General features: G+C 41.7%; 12 protein-coding genes. All 12 read right to left on the bottom strand.

Features of this window, described 5'->3' with window-relative positions:
- Window positions 1-44: 44 nt before the first annotated feature.
- The gene (locus BLS59_RS12965; protein WP_091149712.1) at window positions 45-1019 is read right to left on the bottom strand and encodes an MBL fold metallo-hydrolase; all 975 of its coding nucleotides are present in this window, start codon (window positions 1017-1019) and stop codon (window positions 45-47) included.
- Window positions 1020-1341: 322 nt separating this feature from the next.
- Complete coding sequence (locus BLS59_RS12960) at window positions 1342-2436, bottom strand: AI-2E family transporter (RefSeq protein ID WP_091149711.1); 1095 nt, start codon at window positions 2434-2436, stop codon at window positions 1342-1344.
- 88 nt (window positions 2437-2524) lie between these two features.
- The gene (locus BLS59_RS12955) at window positions 2525-4621 is read right to left on the bottom strand and encodes a M48 family metallopeptidase (protein ID WP_091149710.1); all 2097 of its coding nucleotides are present in this window, start codon (window positions 4619-4621) and stop codon (window positions 2525-2527) included.
- Complete coding sequence (locus BLS59_RS12950; RefSeq protein ID WP_091149709.1) at window positions 4622-5599, bottom strand: Gfo/Idh/MocA family protein; 978 nt, start codon at window positions 5597-5599, stop codon at window positions 4622-4624.
- Window positions 5600-5708: 109 nt separating this feature from the next.
- Window positions 5709-6698 carry an L-glyceraldehyde 3-phosphate reductase gene (gene mgrA, locus BLS59_RS12945; RefSeq protein ID WP_091149708.1) on the bottom strand — a complete coding sequence of 330 codons (990 nt, stop codon included), beginning with the start codon at window positions 6696-6698 and terminating at the stop codon, window positions 5709-5711.
- Between the two features lie 123 nt (window positions 6699-6821).
- Complete coding sequence (locus BLS59_RS12940) at window positions 6822-8135, bottom strand: bifunctional folylpolyglutamate synthase/dihydrofolate synthase (protein WP_091149707.1); 1314 nt, start codon at window positions 8133-8135, stop codon at window positions 6822-6824.
- 94 nt (window positions 8136-8229) lie between these two features.
- Window positions 8230-9042 carry a hypothetical protein gene (locus BLS59_RS12935; RefSeq protein ID WP_091149706.1) on the bottom strand — a complete coding sequence of 271 codons (813 nt, stop codon included), beginning with the start codon at window positions 9040-9042 and terminating at the stop codon, window positions 8230-8232.
- A gap of 93 nt (window positions 9043-9135) precedes the next feature.
- A complete protein-coding gene (locus BLS59_RS12930; protein ID WP_091149705.1) occupies window positions 9136-9534 on the bottom strand; it encodes an ExbD/TolR family protein in 399 nt (132 codons plus the stop codon).
- Complete coding sequence (locus BLS59_RS12925; RefSeq protein WP_091149704.1) at window positions 9531-10244, bottom strand: MotA/TolQ/ExbB proton channel family protein; 714 nt, start codon at window positions 10242-10244, stop codon at window positions 9531-9533. The genes BLS59_RS12930 and BLS59_RS12925 overlap by 4 nt, the downstream gene beginning before the upstream one ends.
- Window positions 10241-11377, bottom strand: coding sequence for an HU domain-containing protein (locus tag BLS59_RS12920; protein WP_091149703.1), 1137 nt, complete (start codon window positions 11375-11377; stop codon window positions 10241-10243). Before BLS59_RS12920 ends, BLS59_RS12925 begins: the two co-directional genes overlap by 4 nt.
- 38 nt (window positions 11378-11415) lie before the next feature.
- On the bottom strand, window positions 11416-13287 hold the full coding sequence (locus BLS59_RS12915) for a TonB-dependent receptor (RefSeq protein ID WP_091149702.1): 1872 nt from the start codon (window positions 13285-13287) through the stop codon (window positions 11416-11418).
- 33 nt (window positions 13288-13320) lie between these two features.
- Window positions 13321-16437: a tetratricopeptide repeat protein gene (locus BLS59_RS12910; RefSeq protein ID WP_091149916.1), complete on the bottom strand. Its 3117-nt coding sequence runs from the start codon at window positions 16435-16437 to the stop codon at window positions 13321-13323.
- Window positions 16438-16786: the final 349 nt, after the last annotated feature.

Below are 16786 nucleotides of genomic sequence, written 5' to 3'. Positions count from 1 at the left end.
AACGGAAATTTAACCAATTGTTTGATATTAGCCAAACGGGTAGCCTAAAAATTCAACGCTTTTCCTTGCTGAGGGTATATCAAATTAAGTTGCAGCTTATTGGCAACCTTTAACTGAGTTTTTATTTTGCTGATGCTGACGGCCGGTGGCTTTAGGTGAGTAACCACAACATTTAGCCCTTTTATGGCATCCACGCCGGTTAGGGCCGCCAGTTTATCAAGTTCAACCATTAGCCAATGTGGGGTGAGGTGACCAAATAACGTTTTATCGGGCTGTTCATCTGGGAAGGATACTTCTATCATTATAGCCTTTAGCTGTTTGCTTTTTACCAGTGGAGCAACGGCCTGCCACATATTTTGGAAGTTGCTGCTTTTCTCTATCTCATCTGCCCCAGTATCGCCCAAATACAAAATATAGGCATTGTTACTGCGTACCAAAAATGCGGTGCTGGTAAGGTTGGAGTGACTTAACGGGAAAACCTGTACTTTAAGATCTGTATTTTCAATTGCAGTTTCATTGCCAGGAACAAGCGCTGTGTAATGGTATTTTTTAAGTGCCGGGGCTTCACCCTGATTAGCAAAATTAGCCCAGCTTGCCCAGGTAAAATAGTGGGTTTTTATGGTTTCCAATGTGCTTTGCAGTCCGTAAATATTTTTTGTACTGTCATCGGGCGCATTAATAATGAGCCCGGCAATATGATCTAAATGGGCGTGAGATATGAAGTAACCCTTGATATATTGCTTCAAAACCTTTTCGGCAGGTAAACTAAAAACCTTGTTATCAACGGCTTTTTGCAGGCCATAGTGTAAGGTGCCAGCATCAAGACAGATATAATTATTACTGCCTTTTGCTGCCAGCATATATGCAGATAGGTTACTTTCGTCGATACCTCCTAAAACGCCCAAAGGTACTACCCTGAAACTATTGGATTTGTTTTGTGCTACCGAAAAAAATGGCATAAGCAAGCCTATAAGTATAATAAAGGTATACTTATGTTGAATTTTAACAGGATTTTTCATTTGTAAATTTGTACCGGTAAATGACTATATTAACTATACGCCCGGAACAATTACGCAAATAAAATTGCTATTTTAAATGGTACCGGTTAGTAAGACAACGCTCGCAAAAGAACTTTTTTATATCGAGCCAAAAAAAGAAAGTTTTAAGGATGGGGCCACGTTTGCGGCGAATTTCCAATGTTGTATTGCATTTTTTGCACCTGTAAATAGGGCGCGATTGTTCATTAATAGTTTGCATTATAAGTAGGGGTATCAATAAGATACAAACTTATAATAAATGTTTAAACCCGCAATGTGCTCAATATGAATTTTTAGTTAAATATTACTCGGTTTTCATTTCTTCAGCAGGTGCTTTTTTGTACTCGTAATCGCCGCCAAGCAGGTATCCCCACGGTTTAAGGCTCTCTATGCGGTCGAAAATAATTTTAAATATGGCGATAACCGGGATAGATAAAAACATGCCTGATAACCCCCAGATCATCTCGCCCAGGATAATACCTATAAATGATATCAGCGCGTTAAGTCTTACTTTTGATCCTACTATTGTTGGCAGCAAAAAGTTGGCATCTACAGCGTGGATACCTATAACACTAATTACAACTGTAACCGTTTTGCCAATATTACCTGTAGCGAAAGTTATGAGTGTACTAAGCAATAACGCTGTAAAAATACCAATGTATGGGATGATGTTAAATAAACCTACTATAATACCCAAAAGCGCCGCGTATTTGATGCCTATTATCCAAAATACTGTAATGGCAACGCTGGCTACAATTACCATTTCCAGCAGTAAACCTAAAATGTATTGACGTAGTATGGATTGGATGTTCTCTACAATATCCATCACTACATGTGAGTTTTCATCCCGAAAAACCCATATCACAAAACGTAACAGCAGACGTCTGTATAACAATATAAAAAATGTAAAAATAAGGATGAATACATAGAATATCATCAACGACGATATAGCGCCAAAGGTTGTTCCCAATACGTCAGTGCCCGAGGCCATTAATTGATCTGCCGTATCCTTCACATATTTCATTTGGTTTGCCGCCTGGATATGGAAAGAAGTTTGCACCCATTCCTGTAGTTCATGCAATGATTGCTCAACCTGTTTTTTTAGCATAGGCCAGTCATTAGCCAGGTTTGAAATTTGTGATCCCACCAGGTACAAGATCCCGCCGATAACTGTTATCAACAGTAAAATAGAAACCAGTGAGGACATGCTGCGTGGCAACCTTAATCTTTTCTCTAAAAAATTAGAGATAGGTAATAACAAAATGGCAAATATAAATCCGAAGATCAGCGGATCGAGCAGATCCTTGCCTATGACAATGAGATAACCGAGGGCAAAAAAACCTACCAGTGTTAATGCAAGTCGTTCATAAAATGGTGCTATAAGTTTTTTTGTTGGCATACTCGTGGGGTTACATCTAAATTTTCAGATGTGTAACATATATGTGTTTACGATGTTTGAAAATACGTAATAAAATGTTTACAAATGTTTATGCTAAACTTGTTTGAAAATTTAACAGGTCTTTTTTTAACTCAAAATTGCGTTTTGCTACAGCCGAGATGTAGTTGCCAACTCCTGCATTGAAAATTCCTATAGCTTCATTATCATAACTGGGCTCGTAATAGTATACCCATTTTGATTTTAAGTATTTATCAATGGCCTTTAACTCGTCCTCATTTATATGGGAGCGGGTTTCTTCGTCTGCAATAATTTCCTGGATCCGCGGCTTTAGCTGCTGCTCATGGTTGTAAACTGTATTAACAGTACTGTGGATATTCTCTGCCGTCATGCTATTGTATACCTTGCTAAAAACCGACATGATGTTGTTATACAAATCATAATCTTTAATGGCCTCAGCCTGGTATTTAAATAAATTCCGGTATTTGCCGGCAAGCAATTGTTGATTAACTTCGGTTTTACAGTTTTTGTAGTAATAGATAAACAGGCTTTTGTCGAGTTCTTCGGTGTTTTTCAAAATGTGTAGGCGTTCTTTTTCAATAAGATTCCTGACAGTCTGCGCTTCGGTGGATTTATATTTTACCCCTTTATAGTCGAAGGTTTTTATGTCTTTCCTCACATCAATCAGCGTATCCAATGTTGCCATATCCTGTTGCATGGTTTCGGCAGTGCGGGGCAGGCTGCAATTGGTATCGCTTAACAATTCGTCAATGCCAACAGATGGTATTGCAACGGGGTTTATTATGGCTTCATCAATGTCAAATGCATTGATCCCGCGCTCATCATAATATCCTTTGTAAATACTATTGAATGAGTTTTTATCGATAGCGCTATAAAAATCGGCTTTAAACCCTTCCAGATCAACCGCTGCAATGTCATTATCTAATTTTGCCGATGCGTATAAGGAATCGGTAAGTTGCAGTTGCAGTTGTTCGGCGTTTTTAAAAAGCAACCATGCCGGTTCGGTAACGGTTGGGGTTATGAGATTGATCCGTTCTAAACTTATTGTCCGGTCGTCATTTGAAGGGTGCGATGACCATTGATCGTTAATAACTAACTGGCTGCCGCCTATGAGGTCGGCTATTCCGTTTGTAATTACAGGTAAGCCTGCATCATCTAATAGTAAATTATGCTTGCGCGAAAAGTGCCTGAGCATTTCCAGTTGCTGCGGATAAAAGTTTGCCGACCGTTTATTATCGCCAAGCTGGGTATTCCAGTAGTTTATTAAACCGGTATAACATAGTTGCCCAATATTGGTACGCTGCAACGAACTTACCATTTGGTTTGAACCGCTAACATAAGCCGCCACTGCATCAGCATGAAACTCCATTTGGCGCGACAGGCCCAGGTAGGTTTTATTAAGTACCACGTAAACGCCCTTAAGGATTTGCTGCATCCCTTCAACTATCTTAATATTTATCCAGGCAAAAAGCCTGAATAATGCGTGCATCCTGGCAAAGCTATTTATTAACCGGCCATATCTGTCGTTATCATACAGCATATTATGGATAACCTTATTGAGGTTATAAACGTAACTGCCAAACTTCATGCTCCGTTGCGAAAAATGGCCAAATTCATGTGCCATAACCGCTTTAAATTCTGATACATTAAGGCTGTTAACCAGGCCAAGCCCTATCTTCAAGTTCTTTTTAACCGGAAAAAACATACTCCAGAAGCTGGAATTATAAAAAACTCCGGCGTTAACATCGGCCGATAAAAACATGCGCTTGGGGAACGGTGCCTTTGCCTCGGCAGTGAGTTGCCTTATAAATTCAAACAGTTGAGGCTGATCCTGTTCGGTGATCTCCATCATCCCCGAATAATCTGTACGCGTTCTTTTAAACAGAAATTTGATCACAAAAAACAGCAGCATCAATCCCGAACCTATCAGCGCCCCACCTAAAATAAGCGTTATAAACGACGACAAGCTCTCCATAATAGTTATCCCGAAATAGGCAAATACTACAGCTATGGCCAGTGCGCCAACAAACATTAAAACGTAGGTGATTATAAATAATAATATGGCACCCACGCAGCGATACACCTGTTTTTTGAATGATAATGACGGCTTAATGATGCTTTCATTAGCGCCGGCAGGCATTGGTGGGAATGATAAGGCAGGGTTCATTTAATTGGCAATGGTAAAGGCATCTATAATATCCATGAGCGTTATGGCTTCGTCTATTGAGCAGGGGTTAGGCCCTTCGTCTTTAAAATAGGCTACTATTTTTTCAATCATGGGCTGCTGTATGTGTTGCGGATGTTGGAAGGTAATGGTTTCCTCCTCGGTATCAGTTTTCCAGGTAATGTAATTACCAAAAAACGGAAAGGTGATTTTGCCATTAGTACCTATGATCTCGCAGGTATCAGTGGTTTGGTTTTCGGCCACGTTAAAACACCATGAACCGTTTACCACTACGTTATTTTTAAACAGAATTTGTCCGCAAACATGATCATCTGCCGGGGTAGCACCCGATTGATTGAGCGAAAAGCCATGATATTTTTCGGGCTCGCCAAAGTAGTACAGCATCAGATCGAGCTGGTGGGGCGCAAGGTCATGGAAATAACCACCGCCTGATAACTCGGGATTTACCCGCCAATTGGTTTCCGTATCGGCAATAAGGTTGGGCTTGCGGCTTTGCCACATCCTGATCTGTACGGTGCGTACATCTCCAATTTTATTTTTATTCAACAACTCTTTTACTGCCAAAAACATAGGCACTGCACGCCGGTAATGGGCTACCGTTAATTTTGCATTACCTTTTTTTACGGCTTCGGCTATTGCGCGGGCTTCGGCAGCATTACGGGTAACGGGCTTTTCAACATAAACATTAAGGTCCTTTTCAAGTGCTGCAAGGGCATAAGTTAAATGTGATGATGGCGGGGTAGCAATATAAATGGCATTTACACCGGCGTCGTCCATTAGGTTGTCAGCATCATCGTACCATTTGCCAACGAGGTGCCTTGCCGCATAATCGGCAGCTTTGGTGGCATCGCGACGCATAACAGCAACCAGGTCGCTATCGGCCACCTTTTTAAATGCCGGTCCGCTTTTAACTTCGGTTACATTACCGCATCCTATTATTCCCCAGTTTATAGTTGCCATATGTTAGGAGATTTGTCATGCTGAACAGCGTGAAGCATCTATTGCCGGGTAGCGAGGCGGCAATCAGATCTTTCACTCCGTTCAGGATGACAGTGTAAAAAATTATGGCCTACGCCAATATCGTTTCTATCTGTGCAAGCTCATCTGCCGAAAACTCAATGTTATCCAGTGCCTTTAATGAATCGGCCAATTGCTCGGCGCGGCTTGCACCGATGAGTACAGATGTTACGCGTTTGTCTTTCAACAACCAGGCCAGGGCCATTTGAGCAAGTGTTTGTCCGCGTTTTATGGCAAGTTCATTCAAACGCGAGATCTGGCTTATCCTTTCGGGGGTTACCTGGCTTGTTTGCAGGAAACCGGTTGACCGGGCAGCCCTTGAATCCTCGGGAATGCCGTGAAGGTATTTGTTGGTGAGTAAACCCTGTGCCAACGGCGAGAAAGGAATACAACCAACTCCGTCTTTCTCCAGCACCTCCAATAAGCCTGCTTCCGGGTCGCGAACAAACATGGAATATTTAGGTTGATGGATCAAACATGGGGTGCCTAAACGTTTTAATATGGCTATGGCTTCGTCGGCTTTATCGGCAGGATAGTTGGAGATACCTGCGTATAACGCCTTACCCTGGCGAACGATGAGGTCGAGCGCGGCCATTGTTTCTTCAAGCGGGGTTTCGGGATCAGGGCGGTGGTGATAAAATATATCTACATACTCCAAACCCATGCGTTTCAGGCTTTGATCTAAACTGGCAACAAGGTATTTTTTTGAGCCCCAGTCGCCGTAAGGGCCATCCCACATGGTGTAGCCCGCTTTACTGCTAATGATCATTTCATCGCGGTAACCACGAAAATCTTCTTTTAAAATACGACCAAAGTTTTCTTCGGCCGAACCCGGGGGCGGACCGTAATTGTTTGCCAGATCAAAATGGGTAATTCCGCTGTCAAAAGCCAGGTGTAAAATTTTCCGGTAGTTTTCGGTAACATCTACATGTCCGAAATTGTGCCATAGGCCTAAGGAAATGGCCGGTAACTTTATGCCGCTATTACCACAGCGGCGGTATTGCATTTTTTGATATCTATCGGCAGAGGGTACGTAAGTCATAGGTATGATTATGTGATTTTTATAGGAGTAAAAATATAATATTAATCAGAATTTACAGGATTTAAGAATTTTCAAAATTTGTGCTTCGTATTCTGTTAATTCATTAATACAGAAAATTCTGATTCAGACAACCTCTGCCACTACAAAAGTACTGCCGCCAACAAACACCAGATCGTTATCGCCGGCATTCTCCTGCGCTGTTTGCAGGGCTGTTTTTACAGAGGGATAGGTTTCACCTTGTAAGCCAAAGCTTTCTGCTTTCAGCTTTAAGCTTTCAGCTTCTAATCCTCTGGGGATATCGGGTTTGCAAAAGTAGTAGGTGGCATTTTTAGGCAGCATTGCTAAAACCTTGCTGCTATCTTTATCGTTCACCATTCCTATCACAAAATGCAGGTGTTTATAAGCCACCGAAGCAATGTTTTTTAATACTTCCTGTATGCCTTCGGGATTGTGACCAGTGTCACAAATGGTAAGCGGCTGGCGATTTAAAACCTCCCAGCGCCCGTGTAAGCCCGTTAATGCTTTTACATTAGATAGTGCGGTAGTTATATGCTCATCAGTAATGTTAAACCCCTGCTCGCGTAATTCCTCAACAGCCAATAAAACCGTTTTTACATTTTTAAGCTGATAAGTGCCGGTGAGGTCAAGGCTTAGATTGAGGTGGGGGGAGCGGGGAAGGGGGAGCGGGGATTGTTCGGCTATTTCAATAACAAGCTTGTCCTCTCCATTTATATTTTGAATTTTGAATTTTGAATTTTGAATTTCCTCTGATGCAAACTTGACCGGACTGCCTTCCTTTTCGGCTTTGCCTATAAATATGTGTGCTATTTCGGGCTGGTGTTCGCCAATTATCACGGGGATACCAGGTTTGATGATCCCCGCTTTTTCGCCGGCTATTAGTTGCAGCGTATTGCCCAGGATATTCATGTGGTCCCAGCCGATGTTGGTAATTATTGCCAGGAGCGGGGTGATGATGTTGGTGGAATCTAATCGGCCGCCAAGGCCTACTTCAATAATGGCAATGTCTACCTTTTCCTTAGCGAAAATGTCAAAGGCGAGGCCAACCGTCATTTCAAAAAAGGAAGGGGCTATCTCATCAAAATCTGCAAGATGATCGTGCACAAAATCAATAACCGTTTGCTCGCTTATCATTTCGCCGTTTATACGGATGCGCTCCCTGAAATCTTTTAAATGAGGTGAGGTATACAAGCCGGTTTTATAACCTGCCGTTTGCAAAATTGCCGCCAGCATGTGCGATGTTGAACCTTTGCCGTTGGTGCCGGCTATATGCACGCTTTTAAATTCATGCTGCGGATTACCAAGGCGATTACAAAGTTCAATAGTATTGTCGAGATTAGCCTTATACGCCGATGCCCCATCGCGTGTAAACATGGGGAGCTGGGTATATAGATATTTAATGGTGGCGGAGTAGTTCATTATTCGGCTGGCAGTTTGCAGTGGGCGGTTTGCTTAGTTAGCAAAGTTATAGATAAGAACTGCAAAGTGAAAACAGCCAACTGTAAACTAAAAATTAATTTACCTTAAACACAAATACAACCGAACCTTGCTGCGTATCGGGGGCGGTATCAAGCGAAGTGATGCGGGAGTTTTTAACAGCATTTTCGCATTTTGTTATCAGGTTATAGTCGGATATAGTAGTGCCACGACCAGCTTTGGCAGAAATTACATTACCAGCTTTGTCTACTTCTATATCAATTACTATTTTACCGGTAAATCTATTACCATCATCAATAGTGGGCTTGCTTACAAAATTACGTGATGATAGGTTCAGGTTACCACCATTGCCAGATCCGGTTCCATTGTAATTATTGGTAAGCGTTGAACCATTTGGCTTGCCCTGGTTACCCGGAGTGTTTCCTGTACCATCACCTTCGCCGGTACCTGTGCTTGCTTTGCCTTTATAAAGTGCGTTTTGGTTAACGGTGGGTTTGGCCGGGGTTTTAACCGGTTGTGTTGCAGTTACGGTATTGGTTGCTTTTTTTGTAGGTGCGGCCACTTCAGGCGCATCTTCGGTGTTTTGGGTAACTACGGTTTTGTCGCTGCTTTCAGGAGTAGGCTTTTCTTCGGTAGGAGTTTCTTTGGTAACCTTTTCGGGTTTTACATGATTGGCTTTTTCGGCCACCGATGGTTCTTCGGTACTCATGTAATCGTTGCCCATACCTTCATCTACCGTACCGTAATTTACAAGGATACCACCGGTACCTTCCTGCTCCTTAGGCGGGTTTTGAAATACAATAAAATAACACGCCGCTATTAACAAAGCCATGATAATGCCTGTTGCCAAAAACGCTCTCGGATAATTATTGTCTTCCCTGTAATCCATTTCTTGTTCTGAGGTGTGAGTTCTGAGGTGTAGTTTGTGTTATTACTTATGCTATAAATACAGCACACACAAACCACATCTCAGGCCACCGATTTACTTCGGTTCCGTTGCCAGTACCAGTTTTATGTTTAATTTTTGTGCTATATCCATTACCTGTACCACATCCTGTATGGCTACTGTTTTATCAACATATAAAACTATGGTTAGTTCTGTAGCTACTGTTTTGTAGGTGGTTAGTGTTGCCTGCAGGGCATCAACAGGTACTTCCTTTTTATCAACGTAATACCGCAGATCTTTAGTTACCGAAACAGTTATCGTTTTTTTTGATACCGATTGCCCGCTTGATGATTTGGGCAGTACCAGCTTTATAACGTTCGGGTTGGTAACTGTAGATGCTATGAGGAAAAACAAAAGCAGGAAGAACATAATGTCGTTCATGGCCGATGTATGTACCTCTGCCGATGCACCTCTATGTCTTTTTCTTAAATTCATTTGCTGGGCTCCTCTAACAGGTCAATAAATTCAATGGCATCTGTTTCCAGGTTAAGGATGATCTTATCAACCATCATATTTAAAACGTGGTAACATACGTAGGCCACAATACCCACAAATAAACCAGCCGCCGATGTTACCATCTTCACGTATAAACCGCCGGATATTACACCCATGCTGATGTTGTCGGTTTTTGAGATATCGTAAAATATTTTAATTACCCCTGCAATGGTACCAAGGAAACCAAACATTGGTGCAATACCGGCTACAATACCTAATATACCTATATTCTTTTCCAGTTTTGATACTTCCAATTTACCAATGTTTTCAATGGCGCCTTCAATATCTTTAATTGGCCGGCCAATACGCAGCAGGCCCTTTTGCAGCATACGGCCCAACGGCGAATTACTGTTGCGGCAAAGTGCAATGGCCGATTCCAGGTTACCGGAGTGGATACTTGCCCTTACCTGTACCATCAGGTTTGATTCATTTTTAGATGCCTTGCGGATGGTAAAATAGCGTTCAAAAAATATCACCAGGCCCAAAACAGCCAGGATACCAATGGGGATCATTACCCAACCACCTTTTATCAGCAGGTCGCCAAAGCGTAATTCTTCGGGTTGTGTGGTAATGGGTTGGGTTAGGTGACCTGCGGTATCCGCTAAATGCTTGGCTGTATCTGCAACTTGCTGTATAAATAATAATGTCATTTTTGAGGATTAGTGAGTAGTTGTGAGTAAGAATCTTTACCTATTTTTTTTGAAGTTATTAATTTAGTTTTTTCGGTTTCGGCTTCTGCAGATGTTGCAAAGCTGCCGATAACTATCTTTATGCGTTTACCTGTTCCCGGGCCCGACAAAATCCTGGCGTCTATCCCAGCTTTTTTATATTTGGCAAGCTCCATTTCTCCTCGTGTTCGTGTTTTAAACGAGCCGATGAAAATAACGTATACTGGTTTTGCAACGGTATCTGCTTTAACAGCCGCTGCTGCTTTATTTAACGTGCTATCGGGTTTGGAAATTGCCTTAGCGGGTGTATCAATAGTAGGTGCTACAATTTTAGTGGTGTCGGTATCGGCCTTTAAAACAGGTTTTGCCACTTCTTTTGATTCATCGGGCTGTTGTATCTGTTCGCCGCGTCTGTCAAATAATCCGGGTTTGTATTTATATAATCCAAATGCGGCAGCGGCAAAAATAGCAGCAATAATAACTACAATTACCCAAGCACTAATGCCGCGTTTGGTTTCCTGTTTTTCCTCAACGTATTCTTCAGGCTGCTCCACAACGGGTTGCTGTTGAATTTGTACTTGCGGTTGAACCTGTGGCTGCACCGGCATCTGCGCAGGCAGGGTAGGCGCGGTTGGTAATGGAAGAGGTGGTGGCGGCTGAAGTAGTACAGTAACTGTTTTCGTAACAAATGTTTCTTTTTCGCCGCTTAGTTTCCTGATATTTATAGGTTGATATCCAAAAACAGATACATTGTCGCCGTGTTTTTCTTCTGCGCGGAAAGCTATCCGGCCTTTATCCATATAAAACCAACCCACATTTGCAAAGGGTACGTCCTGTAAGGCAACTTCGGATTTTAAACCGGCAATATATTTTTCGGTAAAGTATTTTGATGATGCCAGCGAGATCTTTTTACTTTCGGCGATGTACTTTGCTAATTTATCGTCATCCTCAATAGTTTGAGGATCGAAATGTATGGTATAACCGGGTGGATAGAATTTACCTTCGGCATCGTTATAATAGCCATTTACGCGGCGATGTACAAAATAGCCAAGGCCCGGCACATTTACTTCCCCATGCAGGCCCAACAGTTCACTTAAGTAATTGGCTATATCCATTCGCTAAAAATACGGTTTATTATAAAACATCAAAATGCTTAAAATGCAAAACCTACGCCGCCAAAGATATTAAATCCGTAGTTAGGATAATATAGCCAGGTTTGATAACCTGAGTTTAAAATGTTATTTGCTTGTACAAATACCGATATTTTTGAATTTACCTTATATTCAACACTGCCATTCAGATCGGCAAATGAGCCAATAGCTTGTTTTGTTAAAACGTTTGTTCCGGGTGTAGTAGCACCCGGAGCGACTGGTGCAATTACAAATATCCTGTCGTCGGTTGAGCCGCGTACTAATAATGATCCGGTAATACTTACTTTATCATTGATGTGGATTGCTGTACCTGCAGTTAACTGGAATTTAGGAAGATTCCATGGTTCCTTTTCTGAAGCCATCTGATAGTCTTTAAATTCTACACGACCGAAAATATTAAGATCGTCAGTAGCTTTAAAGTCAAGCTCGCCGTTAAAGCCCGTTACGCGTGCTTTTCCGTCATCATAAATAACCTTGAATTTATTACCCGTGTTATCAAAATCGCTTACCAATAACGGCATGTTTTTAACGCTGTTGCGGAATACGGCAGCTTTAAAGGCCAAACCGGGTGCAAGGGTTCCTTTTAATCCGGCGCTGATATCCAGTTGGTCAACAGAGTTTTGTATGTTGATGTTTGGACCGAGGAAAGGGTTGATCAAAGTGAAATCGCGAATAGATGAGCGGTTTACGTCGCCTTTGGCCTCCACAAATAAACGTACGTATTTAGGGATCACCTGTACCTCTAACTTAGCGGCCGGGAAAATGTAAAACTTACCGAAATCGCCAAACTCCTTTACAATATTCACTCCTGCATCTATCTTATAATTGGTACCCTGAAATTTAATATACGGGTTTAACCTTACTATGCTGTTATTGATGCTGTAAAGACTGTCTTTTTGTGTATTAAGATCAAGTGATGCACTTAAACCTGCGTAGAACTGTTTAACGGTTTGGTTTAAGAAACCCGATAGTACAAGATTGTTTTCCTTAGCCTGAAAAGCATCGCTGTATACATAGCCTTTTAGTTTTAAAGCGTAGGTGAAATCATTTTCTACATCTTTAAAGTTTTTGGCCAGCTCGGCTTCGCCGCTTAGGGTATTGAAATGTTGTTTTTGTGGATTGAAACCCACGGGTGCAATACTATCAGGCCTGAAACCATAAAAGTTTGTACCACGGCGGTTGTAGTTTATTTTGCCACTGATGTTGTTATCGCCCAGGATGCTTTTGCCGAATACGCCTACATCATCTTTACTTTCGGTTTGTTTGTTTAATGTGCCAGATTGCGAAAAGTGTTTTAGGTAACCGCCAACCTGTAAGGCTTCATCCCTTCCGTTACTGAAATAAGCTTCGCCAAAAAGTGATTTTACACTTCCGGCACCAAGTTTAACATAGTTGTTAAGCAGGATGGAGTCCTGTTCTGGCGGGCGCTTCATCGGATCTAATTGCCTTATTTCTGAATTTTGCTCCTGTCTTTTGTCAAGCAGGGAATAGGTTAGCGGCGCTTTAAACGGCGCTTTATCTTCCAGATCGGGGTTCCTGCGAATCTTTACCGCATCGGCCAATACTGGTTTGTAAGCCGTAGTAACCACAATTTCTTCTGATAAGCTGCCGCCGTTTGCAGGGTTGTTGCTATTGTTGCCACCGCCTTTTTTAGTAGTATCCTGTGTCACTTTCGCGGCTGCATTCCCCAGGCTTTTTGATGCTGAATTGGTAGCTTTTTTTACCGCCGGTTTTGTGGCAGGCTTTTTTGCAGGCGCTTTGGCTGCTGTTTTTACCGTAGCCTTCTTCGCTGGTTTCTTTGTTTGCGCTTGTGCAGGAACAAAGTATAATGCTATTATTAAGGTAAGCAGCGTATAGGTGTATCTCGAGTTCATTGCTTGTCTTTTTATATTATTCTTTGTATCCTGTTAATTTTGGGTAGGGGTTTTAGTAGTATCGGTAGTTGCCGGTTTGTTTTCGGCAGTATCTACGGGAGCTACATTTTCTACTTTGTATGGTTTACCTGTTAATACACCCAGTTTTTGCTTGGCTGTAGGTAGTATATCATCATTGGCTTTATAGTTATCAATGATACTTTGCAGTGTTGCCTTGGCCTGGAAAGCATCTTTTAAACCCATGTAATTATCGGCCAGTAAAATGTAGGTTTTGGCTACCCAGTAGTCGTAGTTTGGCATTTCTTTAGCCAGATCAAAACACATTTTTTGCGATGTTTTATAGCGGCCTTTCAGGTATTCAACATAGGCTACATTATAGCGGGCTTCTGCAGCAGCAACTGTTTTGGTATTGGTTACGGTGTAGTTAAATTCTTTAAGAGCCGCTGTTGTATCGCCTTTTTGCAGGTATGCTTTACCAGCATATAAACCGGTGCGGAATTTATCCTCCTGTGCCGATTTCTCGTTATCCCTAACCAGTTTCACGTAGTTAAGCGCATCATCAGGCATTTGCATTTCGGCATAGCACAACAACAGGTTATTTACCGCGAAACTATAATCGGCTTTATATTCGGAGTTTGTTTCCAGTCTTTTCAGGAATACAATGGCCTCGTTATATTTCTTTTGCGACATGTAAAGCTTCGCCATCGCGATAAGTGATTTTTCACTGTAAGCACTTGTCCAGTCGTTTAAAACCACGTTGTAATCTACAACGGCTTCTGCAGAACGGTTAAGGTTAGTTAACGCCTGCGCTCTGATAAAGCGACCTTGTTTTTCATAGATCTGTTTGCCGGGAAATTTATCGAAGTAAGCGTTTACAGCACCTACGGTACCTTGCCAGTCGCCTTTTAAGTAAAGGTTATTGGCAGCGGTGATCATAATGCTTTCCTGATCGGCTGTGGTATAGTTGCCAATTGAAGTGGTGGTAGCGTAATTGATAAACGTTTGCGCATCACCTTTGTCGGTATAAATCTTTTCAATTTGTTTAAGTGATTGCTTAGCCTCATCGGTAGATGAATAATCCTGTATCACTTTTTTGAATGACTCTACCGCCAGATCATCATTGCCGGCATTGTAATCTATTAAACCTATGGTAACCAGCGCACGCGGAACGTAACTGCTGCGCGGATACTTTTGTATCATAGCCTGCAAATCGGTTTTGGCACGGGCACCATCTGTTTTCAGAAAATAGGTATAAGCAATTTCAAACGATGCATCATCCGCATAGTCAGAGTTAGGGAAGGTACTCAGCACATCATTTAAGGTGCTGATCTTGGTATCTAACGAGCCCTGTAAACCCTGGATCATACCACGCTGAAACAAGGCGTAATCTTCTCCCTGACTGTGCATAGCTATAATGCGGTTGTAATAATCAAGCGCGGTGCCATAGCTCTTTAACACAAAATAACTATCAGCAACACGGGTTATCGCATCGTTCTCGGTGTTTTTGTCCTTTATATCGCCGCGTAAGAATTTCTCGAAATAGGTGGCGGCTTTTTTGTACTGCTCCCCATAGAAAGCAGCGTAAGCCAACGCGTAATTAGCATAGTTTGCTACATCTGTTTCTTTGGCTTCGGGCATACTTAAAAACTGCTCAAAGGTTTCAACAGATTCTGAATATTTACGCACCTCGTACATCGATTCGGCCATCCAATAGGTGGTCAATGCTTCAGTTTTGGTATCTACCGGGTTTTTAAGCGAACGAAGGAAAATACCTATCGCATTTTCAAAAGCGCGTTCGTTATAAAACTCTAAACCACGGTAATAAGTAACTTTTTGGTAAGCAATTTGCGCGCTTTGGTTTTTATTGGGAATCGGCTCCAGGATTTCTACAGCCTCCTTGTAATTGCGTGAGTTCAATAATTCTTCACCCAATAAAACCTTCATCTCGTCATTACGAACAGAACGTGGATAGTTTTTAAGATAGGCCCGGGTGGCGGTTAAAGCCTCGGTGTTAAAATCAAGCTCGTAAGATAACTTGGCGTATTCATACAAGGCATCTTCCTGTAGTTGCTTATCATAAGTAAGTTTTGAAGCTGCGAGGAAAGCGTTACGTGCGCTTTGCTTATTGTTCATTTTCAAAAACACATCGCCCAGGGTATAGTTACCGCTTTGGCTGTAAACGTCTTTTTGTTCTACCAATTTTTCCAGCTCGGTGGCTGCTTGCTGGTAGTTGCCCACTTTATAAAAGGTGTAACCAATTTGATAGCTATCTTGTGTATTTTGGGTTTTACCCTGATCGCGGTCCTGGAAACGGCCGTAGTATTTTACGGCATTATCATAATCAGCCTTGGCAAAATATGATGCAGCTATAATACGAAGCATTTCTGTTTCGTGCTCCTGGTGGGTGCTGTTTACTATAGGCACCGCGTAGGTAAGTACGTCGTTGTAACGTTTATCTAAAAAGTAAACTGCCGAGATATAGTAGGGATAGCTTTTCTCATATTTTTTTGAATTTTTAAGCCTTTCAAAATTCGCCAGTGCCAGGTGGTAATCCTTGTTCAGGTAAGCAATGTAAGCGAAATAATAAGTAGCATCTTCCGTAAATTCGGTCTTTTTGTTTTTTACTTCGGCAAATAACAGTTGGGCATTTTTATAATCTCCTAAAGAAAAATAAGCATAACCCTTGCGGAATTTATACTCGGTATTATCATGCCCGTTAAGGTCAACGGCATCAACTTTATTAAACCAACGCAGGGCGTCTTCGTACTTGCCCTGTTTAAAATAGGATTTACCTATTTGGAAATAAGCCAGCTTGGTAAGCGGGTTTTCGGGATGTTCCTTAATAAATCGCAAAAACATGCTTTCGGCATCATCGTTGCCCAGGTTCAGCGCGCAAAAAGCTTCATAATACTGGCTGTTTTCTTTAACCAGCGATAACTCCGACTCAAACTGAGGCTGCGTGCTGGTTTTAAGGCGTGATGCTTCAACAATGCGGAATTGTTCGGCAGCGGCTACGTATTTACCTTTATCCATCAGGTTAATAGCTGAGTGGTAAGTGTGGTAAATTTGTGTAGAAGGATTTTGCTGGGCGAGTGCCGTTGAAACAATAAATGCAGGAATTAGCAGGGGGATGTATCTGAATTTGATCATAAAGCGCATACTAACGATGTTGCTAAAATAGCGAAACAAAAAAAAGCAATTCACACAAGTAATTAACAAATGTGGAGAACACTTTTGTTAACGAAGGTAACACTTAAGATAATATGTGTGTGGAAAACTTTAAAATTTTGGATTTCAAATTTCAGATTACAGATGTGCAGATTATCTGAACCTTAATTAAACGGATTAATGGATTCCCCTGATGCTTTTAAAAATCCGGCAATCAGATAAATCTGTTTAATCTCGGTTCATACAAAATAATCTGCACATCTCTAATCTGCATATCAGACCTTTTCTTTCACTTATTTTTGAAAGTTTGGAAACTTGTTTACATTTGTAT

The sequence above is a fragment of the Mucilaginibacter pineti genome, assembly GCF_900101875.1.
In the GTDB taxonomy this organism is placed as follows: Bacteria; Bacteroidota; Bacteroidia; order Sphingobacteriales; family Sphingobacteriaceae; genus Mucilaginibacter; species Mucilaginibacter pineti.
The sequence above is the reverse complement of the archived record's forward strand: the minus strand, read 5'-3'. Positions and strand labels throughout refer to the sequence as shown.